Source organism: Streptomyces sp. NPDC002446 (assembly GCF_053595675.1).
The window spans coordinates 1-19,243 of sequence record NZ_JBSFYC010000055.1 but is presented as its reverse complement, the minus strand read 5'-3'; the positions used below and the strand labels follow the sequence as shown (position 1 = coordinate 19,243).

The window sequence follows — 19,243 nt, the reverse complement described above, 5'->3', positions numbered from 1 at the left end:
CCGCCGGTGCGTACCCCCCCGGGGCGCGGAACAAGGGATGCGCCGGAATTGTCCGAGATAAAGGATGAGGGGACAGTCACAGCCTCGGCTTACACCGCTCTGACGCGCGGTGGGAAAAGCTGGGACGGAGACTCGTGGCAAACGCTGGGGAAGGCCGGGTCGGAGGCCGGGAAGAAGATCTTCCCGTGCCGCCCGTCACCGGCCCCACCGGCCCCGGACCGGCCCACCGGGACTCGCCCGGACCATCCGGATCCTTGATCCTGGATGCTGGACGACGGGGTACGGGTCCCCGGCGGCCCCGCAGCGAGGAGCTGCGGCCGCACCACCCGCAAGTCCCCGTACGGGCGCCGTCGCCCCGTACGGAACCGCAAGGCCCGCGTGAAGCTGAGGAGAGAGCTGTGAGCACCGAGAACGAGGGAGCCGCCGTCCCGTCGGAGGCCATGCCGCCGACCGGGCCGCAGCCGGACCGCGCCCCCGCGTCCGCCTCCGGCGCCCAGGCTCCCGACGCGCCGCCCGCCGCGCCCCCGCCGCCGGCCTTCGCCCCGACCGTCGCCGGTCCCGCCCACGGCGGCCCCGGCGACCAGACGCCTACGCAGGCGTCTCCCGGGCACCCCCAGCAGCCCGCCCACCCCGGTGGCGACGCCCCGACCGGAGCCGAACAGACCGCCCAGATCCCCGCCTACGCGCAGGCCGGCCACGGCGCGTCCGCCGGCGGCTGGGGCCAGCCCCCCTACGGCGGTGCCGGCGACGGCGGAAGCCTCTGGGCCGCGCCGCCCGGCAGCCCCGCCCCCAAGCGGCGCAGCGGCGGCCTGATCGCGGCCGTCCTGGCGGCCGCGCTGGTGGCCGGCGGCATCGGCGGCGGCATCGGCTTCTGGGCCGCCGGCCAGAACGACAGCGCCTCGACGACGGTCTCGGCGACCGGCGACGCCGGCGCGCTGAACCGCAAGCCCACCTCGGTGGCGGGCATAGCGCAGAAGGCGCTGCCGAGCGTCGTGACGATCGAGGCGCAGGGTGCCACCGGCGAGGGCGGCACGGGCACCGGCTTCATCTACGACAAGCAGGGCCACATCCTCACCAACAACCACGTCGTCGCCTCCGCGGCCGGGGGCGGCAAGCTCACCGCGACGTTCTCCGACGGCAAGAAGTACGACGCCGAGGTCATCGGCAACGCCCAGGGCTACGACGTCGCCGTGCTCAAGCTCAAGAACGCCTCCGACGCCACCCTCAACCCGCTCCCCCTCGGCAGGTCCGCCCACGTCCAGGTCGGCGACGCCACCATCGCGATCGGCGCCCCCTTCGGCCTCTCCGGCACGGTCACCACCGGCATCATCAGCGCCAAGGACCGCCCGGTGGCCTCCAGTGACGGCGGCGGCACCAGCGCCTCGTACATGAGCGCCCTGCAGACGGACGCCTCGATAAACCCCGGTAACTCCGGCGGCCCCCTGCTGGACGCCGCCGGCAACGTCATCGGCATCAACTCCGCCATCCAGTCCGCCGGTAACGGCGGCGGACTGGGCGAGTCCAGCCAGTCCGGCAGCATCGGCCTCGGCTTCGCGATCCCCATCGACCAGGCCAAGCGCGTCGCCCAGGACCTGATCAGGACCGGCAAGCCGGTCTACCCGCAGATCGGCGTCCAGGTCGGCATGCGGGACACCGGCGACGGCGCGACCATCGCCCAGACCGGCAACAACGGCTCCGACGCGGTCACCCCGAACGGCCCGGCCGACAAGGCGGGCCTCCAGCCCGGCGACACCATCACCAAGCTCGACGACACGGTCATCGACAGCGGCCCCACCCTGATCAGCGAGATCTGGCAGCACAAGCCCGGCGACCAGGTCACCCTGACCTACAAGCGCGCCGGCAAGGAGCACACCGCCAAAGTCACCCTGGGCCAGCGCACGGGCGACAAGTGACGCGCTAGTCTGATCCCCGCGGCACCCGCGCCCACCACGCACCGGCGCCGCGGGGAGGCTTGCCCGAGCGGCCTAAGGGAACAGTCTTGAAAACTGTCGTGGCGGCAACGTCACCGTGGGTTCAAATCCCACAGCCTCCGCAGGTGAAGCACTAAGAACGGCCCCTGACCAGGGAACTCCCGGTCAGGGGCCGTGTCTTGTCCCGTCGCCATTGATCCGTTGCTGACGGCTCTTGGCCGCGTTTGGCCGACGTCGCCGGAGCGTCATGGGGCTGGTCGGCCCACCGGCCCGGGGCACTCGATCCACGCTTGGGCCGTTCGGCTCGCTCGCCGAACCGGCACTCGGGCGGTGATGAATTTGCAGATGAGATCTCATCCGGCCCGAGGCCCGTTCTGCCGGACAGGCCCCAGGAGCCTTGCCCCGAGAAGATGACTGCGATGCGCAAGCTCTCTTATGCGCAGCGGCTGGCAGTGGGCAGCGTATCGGCCGCCCTCGCCGCCGGAGGCGTACTGGTACCGGCGAGCACCGCAGACGCTGTGGTCTCGCACCCAGTGACGACGACAATCTCCGTCAACGAACCGAACCCGCCAGCGCCGGGCGGGCACGGCTCCACCAACGTCAACGAACCGAACCCACCGGCCCCCGGTGGGCGCGACTCCACCCGCGTCAAACCGCGCACCACTGACCGTGACGTGCCCAAGATGAGGCAAGCGACAGGGGGGAGTGCAGGCGGGATTGGTACAAGAAGAACGCACCGAAGTACGAGCGGAGCCGGTAGGACGTCTGCAAGGGCTTGATGACTTACTTCCTGCCCCACGACAAAAAGGGACGGAGCGTCACCTGCGGCACCAGGCAGTGATGACCTGCGCCTTGCCTCTACGACGTTGACGATCTGACGAGTCTGACGCCGGTCAGCCCCCCATCACCGGATGGTGTTCGAGAGGCTGGTGCATGGCTGTCTGCTGGGTCGACGTACGGGGCGCCGTTGTTCTTTATCCGGCTGAACTCCTGCTGCCCGGCAGGGTTATTGCCGGACCATGGGAACCACGTTGGAGCAAGCCTCCGCAGAGGTACAAATCATGCAGGTCGGAGCGGGTCCGGAGTCATCGGGGCCCGCTCCGACTGCGTGTGCTGTCTCATCTCGTGCGCCCGGATCTCAGCCATGGCCAGCGGGTGTGGTCAGCCTGCGGCCAAGCGCGCAAATCGAGAGAGGCCGGTCACGCCTTGGCTGTAGCCCACTCACCGCACTTCAAGGTCTGGCCAAACTGCGCACAGGCCCGGAATGTGACCCTCGTACCCTCCGGGTAGGAGCTGTCGACGGTCTTGCTTTGGTTGGCCCCTCCTCGGTTGTAGTGGGTCCAGCCGTAAGGCGAACTTGTCTGCACTGCTACGGGGTGACCGTCCGCGCATTTGTCGGTGATCGTCCAGATTTCTCCGTCGCTTTTGAAGGAGACATCGGCCCGATGGCAGGTTCTGTCGAAATAGGACGCGACGTAGGTATCCCCTGCGGCGCTTGCTTGACCGATCCCGCCGATCGTGGCTGCCACCGCCATACTGGCGGCCAGCACTCCCCTGAATCGCTTGCGCAAGCTTCATCCCCCATTAGTCGTACTGCTCCGGTGACATGCGTCGCTCGGATATGCGGGACTCTACAACGACTTTCAACGACTCGAAGTTCGGGCTCCGCTGCATGGATAGGTGGACAGGGGGGACAGGTAGACGGCCAACCATTGGCTGCGATCGGAAGGTTGCGGGCTTTGGCTAGTTACAGAATGCGCAGTGCGCTGAAATCCTCCCTGGATAGTTGAACGATTGAGTGCACCGACACAGCGACCGCTGATGTGGTGCTCGCCGGATGCAGCTCACCGCGGCCTGGCCGCTCGAACCGTCAGTCCCCTGTATGGGAGTTGGCCTCGCTGGGTGCGTCGCCGTCTGTGCGGGCTGGCGTCGGTGCGGGGCTTGGGTGCAGGCGTAGCATGGTTTTGCGGGGGACGGGGGACGGGGGAATGGGGGAATAGGTCGTAACTGGCCGAACTTACACAGTCACCCAGATGAGTCAATCGAGGTGAGGGCGTATGGCCATGGCCCTCTCCCAGCGATTCGGCAGAATCGCTGCGCTCACAGCGTTTTCGGCGGTCACCGTTTTCGGCGGCGCCGCCCCCACAATCGCCGCCGACCCGCCGCCGCCCCCGACGCACAGTCAGCCATCGAGCCCGGTCACACCCCATGGCACTCCGGACGGAAACGACTCCACGGGAAGCAAGAGCGGCAAGGATCGCAGCTGGGACAGGAGCGGTCGTTGGGTTAAGCCCGGCGCGCCCACTAATCCCGGATTCATATGCGACAAGGAAAAATGCAGGAAGACTCGGCCGCATGCTCACCTGCCTGATAGAAAGTTCAACTGCAAGGGCTTTATAAACTTCTGGATGCCGCAGCACAAATACGGCCGTGACGTCACGTGTCCCCGCGGCTGAGCAAGGACGAGCGTGAGGATTCTCGTGCGCTGGCAGTGAGGCCTGCCTGCGCGTCGTGGTTTTCCCGTGCCAAAGTTCCCACTCTCCTCGTTGAGAGGAGGAGACTATGCGCCGCAAGCGTTTTCTCGCGTTGCTTGCCCCGGTGTTCTTCGGGGCTCTCGTGCTGCCGCCGGCCGTTGCTTCTCAAGCTTCGGCTGCGACGGCCCCAGGGAATGTGGCCATGGCCCCGTCGCAAGACGACCGTGGTTACGGATATAACGACGGCTATTACGTCGGAAAGCTATGCGGTAACCAGCGGCACCCCGCGCCGCCCGACCTCCAGGGAGTTGTGCTGGCCAGGTACGAAGCAAATTGGAGCCGCGGATACGCTGACGGTAAGAGCGAAGCCAAGTGCGGCGAGAGGGGCAGGTACGTAGATCCGCCACGTTCCGTGCCCTCGGTGCCCAGTAAGCCGCCGGCGACCCACGGTGAGACTCCGCGGCACACGCCGCCGGCCGGGCAAGGCACCACAGGAATGCAGCCGGGTACCACCACGCACACCCCGAGCACTCCCAGTCCTGCACCGCACACGCCCTGAGGCTCGCTCTCGTAATCTGCGGCACGACGACGGATGACGGGCGCCTGTTCCGTGGAGAAGGGGAACGGGCGCCCGGGGCCCCTCTTCGCGCTTCCTCGCGCTTTCTCCTTGGTGAGTTCAGCTTCTCCTGGGTGAATACGGCGGGGCCGGTGGGCATTTAAGGGCCGGTGGATATTTAAGGGTCAATCAATTCGGGCTGCGGCGAGGGTGGATGGGCGTTAGAATACTTCCCGGCGGATTTACGGGACTTGATTCTGTTGCGGTGTTCGTCTGAACGTGCGGGGTCGGGTGAACGCTTCTAGCGTGAGACTCATGGGTACGAAACAGAGAACGCGAGACACGATCTATACGGTGGTGTCGGGCGACACGCTGAGCGGTATCGCCGTGCGCTTCAAGACCACCGTGAAGCAGCTTCAGATCTGGAATAACATTCCCGACCCCGACAAAATCAAAGTGGGCCAGCGGCTCATCGTCGCCAAGGCGTCGGCAGGAGGGCCCCAGCCCACGCCCGCAGGTCCGGGGCTGGTGCCGTTCCCGGGTGCGGACTTCTTCACCAGCCAGCCGCCCACGGAGAGCCCCATCATCCTGAATATGGGGCTGCGACTCGTCGATGAAGGCTGCGGGGAGCCCTACGGGTTCAGCGGTCCTGGGCCCAGGTGGAACGAGCGGCACCGGCAGTCTTACGCGCTCTGGCAGGAGCTGTTGGGATTCTCGGGGCCCGACGCGGATGGAATTCCGGGAAAAACGTCCTGGGACCGGCTCAGCGTTCCGAGCCCGTCGCCTGAGGAGTGGGGCTCTGACTGACGGAAGACCGAAGTTGTCGAACGTCCCCGAACTTCCCGCTGTGCATAGTCGGAGCAGAGTACAGCGGGAAGTTCAATTCTCTGTTGGTATTGATTCTCTGTTGGTATTGTGGGGGTGGGGCAGGTAATTTTCTCTTGCTGTTTGCTGTTGGCTGCCTTCTGTTGGTGGCGTCTCTTTGTTGTTGTCGGGGTCGGGCGGGAAGTGGGTAGGTCGCCGTGGGTGTTCGGAGGGCGGGGGCGGTCGACGAAGCCGGGTGCGGGGATGTGGTGATCCGGCGGGCCGAGCGGGGGGATGCCCGGCGGCTTACGCGGCTGGTGCAGCGGTCGGGGGCCTATACGGGTCGGTACTCCGCGATGGTCGAGGGGTATCGGGTAGGGCCGGACTACATCGAGGCGCATCGGGTGTTCGTCGCCGTGCGCGAGGGCGCTGCCGGTGGGGAGACCGGCGAGCGAATTCTGGGGTTCTACTCGCTCGTCGTCGAGCCGGCGGAGCTTGATCTGATGTTTGTGGCCGATGAGGCGCAGGGGTACGGAATGGGGCGTCGGCTGATCGAGCATATGCGGGGGGAGGCGCGGCGCCTCGGGATCGAGAGCGTGCGGGTGGTCTCGCATCCGCCCGCCGAGGGCTTCTATCGCAGTATGGGCGCCCGGCCCAGCGGAACGGTGCGGGCGAATCCGCCGGCGGTGATGTGGGACCGGCCGGAGCTGACCTTCCTGGTCGGTGACGGCCGGTGAGCGGGGCGCGGTCGTTCGAGGAGCTGGTGGCCGAGGCGGCGGAGGTGTCCGTCGAGGGGTGGGATTTCTCGTGGCTGGAGGGGCGGGCCACGGAGGAGCGTCCCTCGTGGCGGTACCAGCGGGCGATGAGCGACCGGTTGGCGCGGGCGTCGGCGGCGCTGGACATCCAGACCGGCGGCGGGGAGGTGCTCGCCGGGGCGGTGAAGCTGCCGCCGGTGATGGTCGCCACGGAGTCCTGGCCGCCGAACGTCGCCAAGGCAACGGCGCTGCTGCATCCGCTCGGCGCGGTCGTGGTGGCCGATGCGGACGAGCCGCCGCTGCCGTTCGGCGACGCGGCCTTCGATCTTGTGACGAGCCGTCACCCGGTGACCGTGTGGTGGGCGGAGATCGCCCGGGTGCTGCGGCCCGGTGGCACGTACTTCTCCCAACAGGTGGGCCCGGCCAGCGTGTTCGAGCTGGTCGAGTACTTCCTTGGGCCGCAGCCCGCGGACGTACGGCGGGCCCGTCATCCCGAGGACGCGTGCCGGGAGGCGGAGGAGGCCGGGCTGCAGGTGGTGGATCTGCGTGCGGAGTCGCTGCGGACCGAGTTCTTCGACATCGGTGCGGTCGTTTACTTCCTGCGGAAGGTGGTGTGGATGGTTCCCAGGTTCACCGTCGGCCGGTATCGGGACCGGTTGCGGGAGTTGGACGGGTTGATCCGCAAGGAGGGGCCGTTCGTGGCGCATACGACGCGGTTTTTGATCGAGGCGCGTAAGGCCGGGTGAGGGGGAGGGGGAGGCGTGGGCCCACGCGTACGGGCGTACGGGCCTACGGGCGTGCGCGCGTGAGCCCGCCCCCTCCTCACGACAGCCCGATCAGCTCCCCCTCCTCACGACAGCCCGATCAGCTCCGCGTGTTGCGCGCTCCACAGGTCCTCGGTGCCGTCCGGCAGCAGCAGGACGCGGTCCGGGCGTAGGGCCTCGACGGCACCGGGGTCGTGGGTGACCATCACGATGGCGCCCGGATAGCCGTCGACTGCCGCCAGCACCTCGTCGCGGGAGGCGGGATCGAGGTTGTTGGTGGGCTCGTCCAGGAGGAGCACGTTCGCGCCCGAGTGGACCAGGCCCGCCAGCGCCAGCCGGGTCTTCTCGCCGCCGGAGAGCACTCGGGCGGGCTTGTCGGCGTCGTCGCCGGTGAAGAGGAACGACCCCAGGACGTGGCGTGCCTCGCCGTCGGTGAGCTGCGGCGCGGCGGCGGCCAGGTTCTGCCGGACGCTGGATGCCGGGTCGAGGGTGTCGTGTTCCTGGGCGAAGTAGCCGAGCCGCAGCCCGTGGCCGGGTACGACACGGCCGCTGTCGGGTGTCTCGTGACCGGCGAGGATGCGCAGCAGGGTGGTCTTGCCCGCGCCGTTGAGACCGAGCACGACCAGCCGGCTGCCCCGGTCGACGGCCAGGTCCACCCCGCGCAGCACCTGGTTTTGGCCGTACGCCTTGGTGAGGCTGATCGCGCCCAGCGGCGTACGGCCGCACGGCGCCGGCTCCGGCAGCCGGATCCGGGCGGTCCGCTCCGTCCGCCGGGCCGGTTCCAGGCCGGCCAGCAGGCGGTCCGCGCGGCGCACCATGTTCTTCGCCGCGACGGCGGTGGAGACATGGGAGCGCATCTTCTCGGCCTGGGTGCGCAGTGCGGCGGCCTTGCGCTCGGCGTTGGCCCGCTCGCGGGTACGGCGGCGTTCGTCGGCCGCGCGCTGGGTGAGGTAGGCGCGCCAGGTGGTGTTGTGGACGTCGATCGTGGCGCGCGCGGGGTCGAGGTGGAAGACCCGGTTGACGATCCCCTCCAGGAGGCCGGTGTCATGGCTGATGACCACCAGGCCGCCACGGTGGGACGACAGGAAGGTGCGCAGCCAGGTGATCGAGTCGGTGTCCAGGTGGTTGGTGGGCTCGTCGAGGAGCAGGGTGTCGTGGTCGGCGGCCAGGATCCGGGCCAGTTCGACGCGGCGCCGCTGACCGCCGGAGAGGGTGCCGACCGGCTGCTCCATGACCTGCGGCGGCAGCCCGACACCCGCGGCGATCCGGGCCGCCTCGGCCTCGGCCGCATAGCCGCCGCACGCCTGAAAGCCGGCCTCGGCACGGGCGTACGCGGCCATCGCCGCCCGCTCCTGGGACCCGTCACCGGCCTGGACCATCGCGTCCTCGGCGGCCCGCAGCGCCCGTACGGCACGGTCCAGGCCGCGGGCGGAGAGGATCCGGTCGGTGACGGTGGTGGCCGGGTCGGCCGTACGGGAGTCCTGCGCGAGGTGGCCCAGGGAGCCGGTGCGGGTGATGTCGCCGGCCGCCGGGCGGTGCTGCCCGGTCAGGGTGTGCATCAGGGTGGTCTTGCCGGCGCCGTTGCGGCCGACGAGGCCGATGCGGTCGCCGGGGGCGATGTGGAAGGTGAGATCGGACAGCAGAAGCCGGGCGCCGACGCGTACGTCGACACCGCGCACGGTGATCACGGAAAACGCTCCGGAAGGGAGGAGAGGAGAGGATGTCTTGGAAGCTCGGTTGGCGCGTGGCGCGTGGCGCGTGGCGTATGGCGCACGCCGGTGCGCGGGTTCAACGCCTGTGTTCAACGCCTGTCTTCAACGCCTGTGTGCGGACACACGGGTGGCGTGGAAGCGGGTTTCCGAGCTAAGAGATCCGGGGCGTAGACATGGTGGGGAGGGTAGCTGCGCGGGGGACCGGGCGCAGCCGATTTTCTTCTCCGCTCCTCTCCTATCTGCTTCCGCTCCTACGCGCTTCCCCTCCCACCGGCCTCCCCTCCTACCGGTGTCGCCCCGCCGAGGCGATCGTCGCCCGTGCCTCCTCTTCGGGCAGGCCGGTGTGGCAGGCGGCCTCCGTGAGGCGCTCGGTGAGCTCCTGGCCCAGACCGGACTCGTAGGCGCGGCAGGCGGCCCAGAAGAGGCGGGCGTTGCGCTGGCCGACCGGTGAGGTGCGGACGAAGCGTACGAGCGCGGCGGCGGGCTGGGGCGGGGCGCCGGGCGGGGGCTCGCGGTGGGCGGTGGGCGGCGGGGCCGTGAGGAGGGCGAGCAGGGCGCGTGGTGCGGGGGCGGGGCGGAGCGGGGTGTCCGGCGCGAGGACGTACCGCCCGTGGGTGGTGAGCGAACCGGGGCCGACCAGATAGCCGCCCGCCCCGCGGACGTCGATGCCCGGGGCGAGCCGGCCGACCGAGTTCGGGACGGGCGGGGCCGGCGGGCCCGTGAACCAGAGATGGCGGCCGCCGCTGGGGGTGCGGACGATGACGGTCGGCGGGACCGGGAAGCCGTGTGCCTCGGCGAGGTACCGCAGGGCGGTGAGGCCGTCGGCGCCGTTCTTGGTGTCGAGGTCGATGCCGATGAGGTGGTGCGGCGGCCGTCCGCAGGCGATGCCGTACCCCGTGGCCCAGGGGGCGGCCGCGAACAGGCGGCGGACCAGCAGCGGGTCGCTGGTCGCGTCGTGTACGCCGTGCCCGATGCGGCCGCACCGGCCGCGGCAGGGCGGGTCCTCGGGGTGGCCGCGGTGCGGGGAGCGCAGGGCGGGGAGTTTGCTGCGGGTCAGCGGGATGACGGGGTAGCCGCGCTCGGCGGCGAGCAGGGCATGGGCGAGCGCGGCGGCGTGCGCGTCGGCGGGGAAGTCGGCGGCGTGCGCGTCGGCGGGGAAGTCGGCGGCGTGCGCGTCGGCGGGGGAGCCGGAGGGGGAGTCGGGCCGCGGATACGAGGGATCTGGCTCGGAGTCGGGCCGCGGATACGAGGGTTCCGGCTCGGGGGTGGGCCGCGGATACGAGGGATCTGGCTCGGAGTCGGGCCCGGAGCGGAGGGGGGTGGGCGGTTCGGCATGGCGTCGGTGCGTGGCCATGGCTCTATTTTCGTACGAATGTTCGATAAAGGGAAGGGGGGCGTGCGCGAGGTGGTCCGTGCGCCGGGGCGGTGGGCCGGTCGGGTGAGGTCCGCACCCCTTGCGGGGGAAGGGCTCCGGTGGGCCGTGACCTTGTGGCGGGGGGTGCGTGCGGGGTGATGTGGTGCGGCTGGGTTTACCGGAGGTTCCTCATGCTTGCGAGGGAATCGCCCCTTCGCGGCGGGTTCGCCGGGGATTCGGTGGGCAATCCTGAGTTCGCGACGTCGAGGCAAGCATCGTGGTGGACGGCCAACTACCCGATGAACAAGCGGAGTTCATGCAGTCCGGATCCAGATCGGGTGGGGTCGGGCGAGATCGAGCGAGGTCGAGCGGGATCGCGTGAGGTCGAGCGAGCGGGGTCGGCGGGTCCGGTGGGGCCGGCAGGTCCAGCAACGTCCAGCAGATCGGATCCAGCAGGTCAGGCCCATCAGGTCGGTCCAGCAGGGCAGATCCAGAAGTTGTGTTCCGTAGGAGGAATAGACATGGCAAGCACCCGTACCGCCCGCGTCATCGCCGTAGCCGCCGCACTGCCCTTCGCGGTGGCGCTGCTGTCCGGCGTGGCGCAGGCCGACAACGGCGGCTTTGCGAACAACGGGTCGAGCGCGGCGGCGACGAGCCAGGCGGGGACTGGCGTCGGCGACGACAACAACGGCAACTCGACCACCGGCCAGCAGGTCGCCAACGGTGCCGGCGCCTCCAACCAGAACAACACCGCGAGCGTGAACGGTTCCGGTTTCACGCACATCGACCAGGACAACACCACCGTCAACTTCACCGAGCTCTGGTGAGCCGGTCCGCCGCCAAGGGGAGTGGGCGGCCGACCGAAGGGTGAGGTGATGTGTCGGGGTCGGTGCGGAGAGCGGTCGGACCGCTCTGGGGTTCACCGCACCGACCTTGACAGCGAGCGGGTTTCTGACGGACAGTCAGAAACCCGCTCGCTCGTTCGTACGTCCGGAATCCTCCTGCGCGCCGGACGTACGGCCACCAGAAGGGGAGGCCGCCGACGTGCACCTCGCCCCCACCGCGCGCCAGGAACAACTCCGCGCCGAACTGCGTGCGTACTTCCGCAGGTTGCTGCCCGACGGCCCGAAGGGGATCGCCGAGGACCCCGCGGCGCAGCGCGCGCTGCTGCGCCGGATCGGCGCCGACGGCATGCTGGGGCTGGGCTGGCCGACCGAGTTCGGCGGAGCGGGCCGCGGCCCCGACGAGCAGTTCGTCTTCTTCGACGAGGCGTACCGCGCCGGCGCCCCGGTCTCGATGGTCACCCTCAATACCGTCGGCCCGACCCTCATGAAGTACGGCACCCAGCGGCAGAAGGACTACTTCCTGCCGCGGATCCTCAGCGGCGAGATCGTCTTCGCGATCGGCTACACGGAGCCGGAGGCCGGCACCGACCTCGCCGCGCTCCGTACCCGCGCGGTGAAGCGCACGGCCGCCGCGGGGGAGGGGCGCGGCGACCCGGCGCACTGGCTGATCGACGGCGCCAAGTCCTTCACCAGCAACGCCCACCAGGCCGACTGGATCTGGCTCGCCTGCCGCACCGACCCCGACGCGCCCAAGCACAAGGGCATTTCGATCATCCTCGTGCCCACCGACGCGCGCGGGTTCTCCTGGACGCCGATCGAGACGGTCGGCGGGCTGACGACCACCGCCACGTATTACGACGGCGTCCGCGTGCCGGCCGGCAACCTGGTCGGCGAGGAGAACGCCGGCTGGCAGCTGATCACCCATCAGCTCAATCATGAACGCGTCGCACTGGCCGCCCTCGGCATGCAGGCCGAGGACGCCTTCGACGCGGCGCTGGCCCACGCCCGTACGCCGGATCCGGAGACCGGCGAGCGCCCGGCGGACCGGCCATGGGTACGTTCCCGGCTCGCCGAGGCACACGCCCGGCTGGCCGCCACCCGCCTGCTGAACTGGCGGCTGGTCGGCGAAGTGGGCGCCGGGACGCTCGGTCCCGGCGACGCCAGCGGCGTCAAATTCGCGGGGACGGAGTCCACCGTCGAGGTCTACCGGATGTGCCAGGAGGTGGTCGGCGACGCCGCCCTGGTGCGGGCCGGTTCGCCGGGCGTCTTCCGGGACGGCGAACTGGAGCGGATGAACCGCGCGGCGCAGATCAACACCTTCGGGGGCGGTGTGAGCGAGGTCCAGCGGGAGATCGTCGCGACGATGCGGTTGGGGATGCGGAGGGGGCGTCGGTGAGCGGTCCGAACGATCCGGAGAGGGTGAGTGGTCCGGAGAGGGCGAGCGGTCCGGAGAGGGCGAGCGGTCCGGCCGTTCTGGGCGGACCGATCGGTCCGGGCGGCCCGATCGGTCCGGGTGATGCGGCTGACCCGGACGACGGCCTGAGTGACGCCGACGCCCTGTACGCGCGGCTGAAGGTCTACGAGGGGTGTGCGACGTCCGCCGCGGGGACCGGAAAGGACCTGGTCAACGCGCCGATGATCAGGCACTGGTGCGAGGCGATGGGCGATGCGAACCCGGCGTACGACGGGCCGGACGCCATCGCTCCGCCGACCATGCTCCAGGCCTGGACGATGGGCGGGCTGTCGGGCCACAGCGACCGCTCGGCGGCGTACGACGAGCTGTCCGGGCTGCTGGACCGGGCCGGGTACACCTCGATCGTCGCGACGGACTGCGAGCAGGAGTATCTGCGACCGCTGCGGCCGGGCGACCGGATCACCTTCGACGCGGTGATCGAGTCGGTCTCCGAGCGCAAGACGACCAAGCTGGGGGCCGGGTTCTTCGTCACCACGCGGATGGAGCTCCGGGCGGACGGCGAGCTCGCGGGGACGCACCGCTTCCGGGTCCTCAAGTACGCCCCGGCGCCACGGAGTCGGACGCCGCAGGGGCAGGCCCGGCGGGAGCAGGCCCGGCCGAAGCCCGAGGCCCGGCCGAAGCCCGAGGCCCGGCGCCCCCGTCCGGTGATCAACCGCGACAACGCCGGTTTCTGGGCCGGTGTCGCCGAGCACCGGCTGCTGATCCAGCGCTGCGGCGGCTGCGGTGAGCTGCGCTTTCCCTGGCTGCCGGGCTGCCGCGGCTGCGGTTCGCCCGAGTGGGACACGGTCGAGGCGAGCGGTGCCGGCACGGTCTATTCGTACGTCGTGATGCACCACCCGCCCTTCCCGGCCTTCGACCCTCCCTATGCCGTCGGGCTCATCGAACTGGCGGAGGGCGTGCGCATGGTCAGCAATGTGGTCGGGGTGCCGTACGGCACGGTGCGGATCGGGATGCCGGTACGGCTGGACTTCCTGCGGGTCGACGAGGAGCTGGAGTTGCCGGTGTTCCGGCCCGACGGCGAGGTGGCGGGCTGAGATGGACTTCACGCCTACGGAGGAGCAGCGGGCCGCGAGCGGACTGGCCGCCGAGATCTTCGGCGATCTGTCCACGCCCGAGCGGCTCGCCGGGCTGGGTACCGCCGCCGACGCCGACCTGTGGAAGGCGCTGTGCGCGGCCGGTCTGCCGGGTGCGGCCGAGGACACCGGGCTGCTGGGGCTCGCCCTCCTGCTGGAGGAGCAGGGGCGTACGACGGCCCAGGTGCCGTTCGCCGCGACCTGTGTGTACGGCCTGCTGGCGATCGGCGCGTACGGGAGCGCGGAGCAGCGGGCGCGGCTGCTGCCCGGGCTGCGGGCGGGCGAGGCGGTGGCGACCGGGGCCTTCTCGGCACGGCGCGGCGGCGTACGGGCCGAGGGGCGGACGGAGGGGCGGGCACGGACGGAGGGGCGGGCGCGGGGGACGGCGCGGACGGAGGGGCGGGCGCAGGGGACGGCGCGGCTGACCGGTTCGGTGCCGGTGGTGCCGTGGCTGCGCGAGGCCACGCACGTCCTCGTGCCGGACGACGTCTCGCGCACGCTGTGGCTCGTGCGCACCGGTGACACCGGTGTGCGGCGGGAGCCGGTCGAGACCACCGCCCCGTGGTCGGCGGCCCGACTCACCCTGGACGGCGCGCCCGGCGAGCGGCTGGCCGGGGCGACCGGCGGGCCCGAGGCGTACGCCGGCACGCTGGCCGCCGCCCGCACCGCCTTCGCCGCCCTCCAGGCCGGGGTCTGCGCGGGCTCCCTGGCCCGCGCCGTGTCCCACGCCACCACCCGCGAGCAGTTCGGGCGCCCCCTCTCCACCAACCAGGGTGTCCTCCTGCGGGCCGCCGACGCGTACATGGACACCGAGGCGATACGGGTCACCGCCTACGAGGCGGCCTGGCGCCACGACGAGGGGCTGCCCTGTGCCGAGCACGCGCTGACCGCCGCCTGGTGGGCGTCCGAGGCGGGCAAGCGCGTGGTGCACACCGGCCAGCATCTGCACGGCGGGATCGGTGCCGACGTCGACCATCCGGTCCACCGGCACTTCCTCTGGGGACGGCAGCTCGATGCCTACCTCGGATCGGGGCCCCGACTCCTGGAAGAACTCGGCGAGGTGTTGGCCGACGGTCCCGGCGGGACCGGCGCGGCGGAACCTGCCTGTGAGCCCACGGCAGTCAAGGAGGACCACGTATGAAGGCCGGTGACGACGTATGAAGGCCGGTGACGAGCTGCCGCCCCTGGAGATCCCCATCACCCGCACGCTGATCGTCGCCGGAGCGGTCGCCTCCCGCGACTACCAGGACGTGCACCACGACAGCGAGGCCGCCAGGGACCGCGGTTCCCCGGACATCTTCATGAACATCCTCACCACCAACGGGCTGGTCGGCCGCTACATCACCGACCACTTCGGGCCCACGGCCCGCCTGTGCACCGTCGCGATACGGCTCGGTGTCCCCAACTACCCGGGCGACACCATGACGTTGACGGGCACGGTCACCGGCGTCGACGGCGACACCGCCCGTGTACGGGTCGTCGGCGCCAACGCCCTCGGCAACCACGTCACCGGAACCGTCACGGTCACTGCCACGGCCAAGGCCAAGGCCACCGCAAGCGCCCCGGAGGCCACCGCAAGCGCCCCGGAGGGCACCGTATGAGCCTGCACCGCGCCGACTCGCTCTCCGGACGCGCCGCCATAGCCGGCATCGGCGCGACCGAGTTCTCCAAGGACTCCGGCCGCAGTGAGCTCAAGCTCGCCGTCGAAGCGGTACACGCCGCCCTCGACGACGCCGGGCTGACCCCGGCCGACGTCGATGGCCTGGTCACCTTCACCATGGACACCAACCCCGAGATCACCGTCGCCCAGGCGGCCGGGATCGGTGAGCTGTCGTTCTTCTCCCGCATCCACTACGGCGGCGGCGCGGCCTGCTCCACCGTTCAGCAGGCGGCCCTGGCCGTCGCCACCGGGATCGCCGAAGTCGTCGTCTGCTACCGGGCGTTCAACGAGCGCTCCGGCCGCCGCTTCGGCTCCGGAGTGCAGGAACGGCAGCCCTCCGCCGAAGGCGCGGCGCTCGGCTGGAACCTCCCCTTCGGCCTGCTCACGCCCGCCTCCTGGGTCGCGATGGCCGCCCAGCGCTACCTCCACACCCACGGCCTGACCCCGGAGGCCTTCGGCCACGTCGCCGTCACCGACCGCCGGCACGCCGCCCGCAATCCGGCCGCGCACTTCTACGGCAAGCCCATCACCCTCGCCGATCACGCCGCCTCCCGCTGGATCGTCGAGCCGCTGCGGCTGCTGGACTGCTGCCAGGAGACGGACGGCGGCCAGGCGATCGTGGTGACCACCCCCGAGCGGGCCCGCGATCTACGGCAGCCCGCCGCCCTGATCACCGCCGCGGCACAGGGCGCCGGGCGCGCCCAGGAACAGATGACCAGCTTCTACCGCGACGACCTGACCGGCCTGCCCGAGATGAACGTGGTCGCCCGCCAGCTGTGGCGCACGGCGGGCCTCACCCCCGCCGACATCTCCGTCGCCATCCTCTACGACCACTTCACCCCCTTCGTGCTGATGCAGCTGGAGGAGTTCGGCTTCTGCGCCCCCGGTGAGGCCGCCGACCTCGTCGCCGCGGACACCCTCCCCCTGAACACCCACGGCGGCCAGCTCGGCGAGGCCTACCTGCACGGCATGAACGGCATCGCCGAGGCCGTACGCCAGCTCCGCGGCACCTCGCCGAACCAGACCCCGGACGCCTCCCACGTACTGGTCACGGCGGGCACCGGGGTGCCCACGTCGGGGCTGATCCTGGGCCGGGACGTATGAGGGTCCCGTCCCCCCAAAGGAGGTGGGGCAGACCCGACCCGTACAACTTGAGACGGAGGGCGCTTCGGCACCTGGGGCCGATCCCCTGCACCTGCCCTCGCTTCTAGCGTGGAGCACATGACCACGCCAGTGTGCACCAGCGCTTCGACCGCCGCTGTGTTCCCGTCGTTCTCGTCCTATGTACGGGCCCGGGGGCCGGTCCTGCTGCGCGCCGCGCGGTCGCTGTCCGCCAACCCGAACGACGCCGAGGACCTCCTCCAGACGGCGCTCACCAAGACCTACGTGGCCTGGGAGCGCATCGAGGACCACCGCGCCCTGGACGGCTACGTCCGCCGCGCGCTGATCAACACCCGCACCTCCCAGTGGCGCAAGCGCAAGGTCGAGGAGTTCGCCGTCGACGAGCTCCCCGAGCCGGACCCGCTGCCGGCCCCCGACCCGGCCGAGCTGGAGGGCCTGCGCGACGCGATGTGGCGGGCGGTGATGCGGCTGCCCCCGCGCCAGCGCGCCATGGTCGTCCTCAGGTATTACGAGGACCTGAGCGAGGCCCAGACCGCCGAGGTCATGGAGGTCTCGATCGGCACGGTCAAGAGCGCCGTCTCCCGCGCCCTGGCCAAACTCCGGGAGGACCCGGAGCTGGCCGTGATCGCGTAACCCGATGCCCGATGCGGGGTCAGCCCGTAGATGCGTCGTCGGCGTCCGATGCCGTGGCCGCGGCGGTCGCCGCCTCGGCCGGTACGGGCGCCTGGGCCGCCTCGTCGTCACCGGCCGCTGCCAGCTGCTCGCGACGCTTCTCGGCCAGTTCCGCCGCGAACTGCTCGGACCGCAGCCGCATTTCCGCTTCTGCCCTGAGGTCGAAGTTCCGCACCGTGACTCCCCCTTCTGCCGTTGCTGACAGCGTGCCCGCCACACCCACCCTGACCCGGCCGGAACGGCGACGGAAACCGTCAGTTGTTGCACGCAGGGGGAACTACGCGCCGTTGTGCACTCCCCGGCGCGGTCAGCGCACAGAGCCCGCCGCGTACGTGACGAAGTCGGCCCAGGCCCCCGGCGCGAGACGCAGCCGCGGCCCGTCGGGGTTCTTGGAGTCGCGGATGTGAATGGTGGAGGGGGTGGTGGCGACCTCGACGCAGTCGGGCCCGTCGTCGGTGCTGTAGCTGCTCTTGGTCCAGCCGACTTCGACGCAGTCGTGACCGTTACTGCTGTCGCTGTAGCTGCTCTTGGTCCAGGCAACCTCGACGCAGTCGTTGTTATTGCTGCCGCTGTAGCTGCTCTTGATCCACGTCAGCGCGGAACCGGACCCGACAGAAGGCCTGAGCGTCATGTCTCTCCCCGCAGTTTCTCGATAAAGGCCAGTGACTCCCGTGGCGTGAGAGCCTGGGATCGGATGATCCCATATCGCAGTTCGAGGACCTGCACCTCTTTCGGCTGCACGACCACGCGGCTGGTGAGCTGCGCCTCCGAGTACCCCACGGTCGATCCATCCCTGAGCTTCAGCAGCTGGACCTCGCCACTCATCCCGGCATGGTCCTCGCGTTCCGTCGGCATCACCTGGATCTCGACGTGCCTCAACTTGCCGACTTCCAGGATGTGTTCGAGCTGGCGGCGCAGCACCATTTTGCCCCCGATGGGCCGCCGCAGCGTGACCTCTTCTTGGACGAATGTCAGCGTGGTGAGCGGTCGTCGGGCGAAGATCTTCTGGCGTGCCATCCGAGCCGCGACGTGCCGCTCAAGGTCGTCCTCGGTGAGGGCGGGGCGCCGCACGTTGAACAACGCCCGCGCGTACTCCTCGGTCTGCAGCAGACCAGAGATGTTGTGATTGCCGTACGCGCCGAACTCGACCGCCTCGGCCTCCAGCTTCGCCAGGTCCCGCACCTTCTTCGGGTACCTGGCCTGTTCCACGTCCTTCTTCATCGCGGCGATCTTCCCGCCCGCGCCGAGCACCTCATCGGCCTTGTCGAGGAATTCCGGGCGGGGGATACGCGCGCCGCGCTCGATCTTGTAGATCAGGTTCTCCCCGTACCCCATGGCCGCCCCGAACTCGGAAGGCCGCAGGTTCGCTGCCTCCCGCCATAGTTTGAGCTGGCGCCCGACCGTCTCGACGACGGCTTGCGTCTCGTCCTCCGGGTCGACGTCCCAACCCGCCTCGTTCTCCCCGTCAACGCTCATCCGTATCCACCTCCTGGACAGCGGGGACATGCCTGGACAACGCCAGGACAGTCACCGTGCGTACCTGCGAGCTCCCTTTGCAGGGTAGATACGCATGGCCACGCTGAGTGACATGAATCAGCAAATTGCCCAGCCGCTGCTGCAGTTCAAGGTCCAGCTCTCCGCCACCCGCCGGGGCGCCCGCCTTGCCCGTCTGCTTGCCAGCGAGCAACTCCGCGTGTGGGGCCTGCCGTTCGAACGGCCCGCGCAGGTCGTCGCCGAGCTGGCCGCGAACGCCGCCTCGCACGGGCGCGTACGGGGGCGTGACTTCAGGATCGTGCTCTCCTTCGACGCGGATACGCTCCGTGTCGAGTTGGTGGATGCGCGGCCTGACCGGATCCCGGTCCAACAGACCCCTGGCGTACGGGAATCCGGGCACGGGTTGATCCTCGTCGATGCGTTGGCCGACCGCTGGGGGACCGTGCGGGGGCCGTTTCCCTGCAAGACGGTCTGGGCGGAGTTCGATCTGCCGCTGTGGAGCTGACGGCCGGAAAGCGGGCTGACCAGGATGGCGATTGCCAGCTCCCGGTGC

At 70.3% G+C, this 19,243-nt stretch carries 18 protein-coding genes and 1 tRNA gene; 13 read left to right on the top strand and 6 right to left on the bottom strand.

Going from position 1 to position 19,243, the window contains the following annotated elements; all coding sequences use genetic code 11:
* Positions 1-398: 398 nt before the first annotated feature.
* Complete coding sequence (locus ACWD6P_RS26605; RefSeq protein ID WP_451446677.1) at positions 399-1,913, top strand: trypsin-like peptidase domain-containing protein; 1,515 nt, start codon at positions 399-401, stop codon at positions 1,911-1,913.
* Between the two features lie 53 nt (positions 1,914-1,966).
* Positions 1,967-2,053, top strand: a tRNA-Ser gene (locus ACWD6P_RS26600).
* A 1,077-nt stretch (positions 2,054-3,130) separates the two neighbouring features.
* Here the strand turns inward: ACWD6P_RS26600 and ACWD6P_RS26595 are convergent.
* Positions 3,131-3,502 carry a hypothetical protein gene (locus tag ACWD6P_RS26595; RefSeq protein ID WP_451446676.1) on the bottom strand — a complete coding sequence of 124 codons (372 nt, stop codon included), beginning with the start codon at positions 3,500-3,502 and terminating at the stop codon, positions 3,131-3,133.
* A gap of 1,774 nt (positions 3,503-5,276) precedes the next feature.
* Here ACWD6P_RS26595 and ACWD6P_RS26590 point away from each other — a divergent pair.
* The 3 genes from ACWD6P_RS26590 to ACWD6P_RS26580 all read left to right on the top strand — a co-directional run bounded on the left by ACWD6P_RS26590 (position 5,277) and on the right by ACWD6P_RS26580 (position 7,266).
* A complete protein-coding gene (locus tag ACWD6P_RS26590) occupies positions 5,277-5,768 on the top strand; it encodes a LysM peptidoglycan-binding domain-containing protein (RefSeq protein ID WP_451446675.1) in 492 nt (163 codons plus the stop codon).
* Between the two features lie 263 nt (positions 5,769-6,031).
* Positions 6,032-6,502 (top strand): GNAT family N-acetyltransferase, encoded by a 471-nt coding sequence (locus ACWD6P_RS26585; protein ID WP_451446674.1) that lies wholly within the window; start codon positions 6,032-6,034, stop codon positions 6,500-6,502.
* Positions 6,499-7,266 (top strand): class I SAM-dependent methyltransferase, encoded by a 768-nt coding sequence (locus ACWD6P_RS26580; protein WP_451446673.1) that lies wholly within the window; start codon positions 6,499-6,501, stop codon positions 7,264-7,266. The genes ACWD6P_RS26585 and ACWD6P_RS26580 overlap by 4 nt, the downstream gene beginning before the upstream one ends.
* 104 nt (positions 7,267-7,370) lie before the next feature.
* Here ACWD6P_RS26580 and ACWD6P_RS26575 read toward each other — a convergent pair whose 3' ends face one another.
* Positions 7,371-8,972 (bottom strand): ABC-F family ATP-binding cassette domain-containing protein, encoded by a 1,602-nt coding sequence (locus ACWD6P_RS26575; protein ID WP_451446672.1) that lies wholly within the window; start codon positions 8,970-8,972, stop codon positions 7,371-7,373.
* Between the two features lie 307 nt (positions 8,973-9,279).
* Complete coding sequence (locus ACWD6P_RS26570) at positions 9,280-10,350, bottom strand: bifunctional DNA primase/polymerase (protein WP_451446671.1); 1,071 nt, start codon at positions 10,348-10,350, stop codon at positions 9,280-9,282.
* Positions 10,351-10,871: 521 nt separating this feature from the next.
* On the opposite strand from ACWD6P_RS26570, the gene ACWD6P_RS26565 reads away from it, so the two are divergent.
* The 7 genes from ACWD6P_RS26565 to ACWD6P_RS26535 all read left to right on the top strand — a co-directional run bounded on the left by ACWD6P_RS26565 (position 10,872) and on the right by ACWD6P_RS26535 (position 17,157).
* The gene (locus ACWD6P_RS26565; protein WP_451446670.1) at positions 10,872-11,177 is read left to right on the top strand and encodes a hypothetical protein; all 306 of its coding nucleotides are present in this window, start codon (positions 10,872-10,874) and stop codon (positions 11,175-11,177) included.
* A 217-nt stretch (positions 11,178-11,394) separates the two neighbouring features.
* A complete protein-coding gene (locus tag ACWD6P_RS26560; RefSeq protein ID WP_451446669.1) occupies positions 11,395-12,591 on the top strand; it encodes an acyl-CoA dehydrogenase family protein in 1,197 nt (398 codons plus the stop codon).
* Between the two features lie 143 nt (positions 12,592-12,734).
* Entirely contained in the window at positions 12,735-13,703 is a 969-nt protein-coding gene (locus ACWD6P_RS26555; RefSeq protein WP_451446708.1) for a bifunctional MaoC family dehydratase N-terminal/OB-fold nucleic acid binding domain-containing protein, read from the top strand.
* Position 13,704: 1 nt separating this feature from the next.
* The gene (locus ACWD6P_RS26550; RefSeq protein WP_451446668.1) at positions 13,705-14,883 is read left to right on the top strand and encodes an acyl-CoA dehydrogenase family protein; all 1,179 of its coding nucleotides are present in this window, start codon (positions 13,705-13,707) and stop codon (positions 14,881-14,883) included.
* 16 nt (positions 14,884-14,899) lie between these two features.
* Complete coding sequence (locus ACWD6P_RS26545; protein ID WP_451446667.1) at positions 14,900-15,343, top strand: MaoC family dehydratase; 444 nt, start codon at positions 14,900-14,902, stop codon at positions 15,341-15,343.
* On the top strand, positions 15,340-16,506 hold the full coding sequence (locus ACWD6P_RS26540) for a lipid-transfer protein (protein ID WP_451446666.1): 1,167 nt from the start codon (positions 15,340-15,342) through the stop codon (positions 16,504-16,506). Before ACWD6P_RS26545 ends, ACWD6P_RS26540 begins: the two co-directional genes overlap by 4 nt.
* A 117-nt stretch (positions 16,507-16,623) precedes the next feature.
* Positions 16,624-17,157: a SigE family RNA polymerase sigma factor gene (locus ACWD6P_RS26535; RefSeq protein WP_451446665.1), complete on the top strand. Its 534-nt coding sequence runs from the start codon at positions 16,624-16,626 to the stop codon at positions 17,155-17,157.
* Positions 17,158-17,176: 19 nt separating this feature from the next.
* On the opposite strand, the gene ACWD6P_RS26530 is transcribed toward ACWD6P_RS26535, so the two are convergent.
* The 3 genes from ACWD6P_RS26530 to ACWD6P_RS26520 all read right to left on the bottom strand — a co-directional run bounded on the left by ACWD6P_RS26530 (position 17,177) and on the right by ACWD6P_RS26520 (position 18,672).
* Positions 17,177-17,371, bottom strand: coding sequence for a hypothetical protein (locus tag ACWD6P_RS26530; protein ID WP_451446664.1), 195 nt, complete (start codon positions 17,369-17,371; stop codon positions 17,177-17,179).
* Between the two features lie 132 nt (positions 17,372-17,503).
* Entirely contained in the window at positions 17,504-17,827 is a 324-nt protein-coding gene (locus ACWD6P_RS26525) for a DUF397 domain-containing protein (protein ID WP_451446663.1), read from the bottom strand.
* Positions 17,824-18,672 carry a helix-turn-helix domain-containing protein gene (locus tag ACWD6P_RS26520; RefSeq protein ID WP_451446662.1) on the bottom strand — a complete coding sequence of 283 codons (849 nt, stop codon included), beginning with the start codon at positions 18,670-18,672 and terminating at the stop codon, positions 17,824-17,826. The genes ACWD6P_RS26525 and ACWD6P_RS26520 overlap by 4 nt, the downstream gene beginning before the upstream one ends.
* Positions 18,673-18,784: 112 nt before the next feature.
* Here ACWD6P_RS26520 and ACWD6P_RS26515 point away from each other — a divergent pair, with 112 nt between their 5' ends.
* The gene (locus ACWD6P_RS26515; protein ID WP_451446707.1) at positions 18,785-19,195 is read left to right on the top strand and encodes an ATP-binding protein; all 411 of its coding nucleotides are present in this window, start codon (positions 18,785-18,787) and stop codon (positions 19,193-19,195) included.
* Positions 19,196-19,243 lie beyond the last annotated feature (48 nt).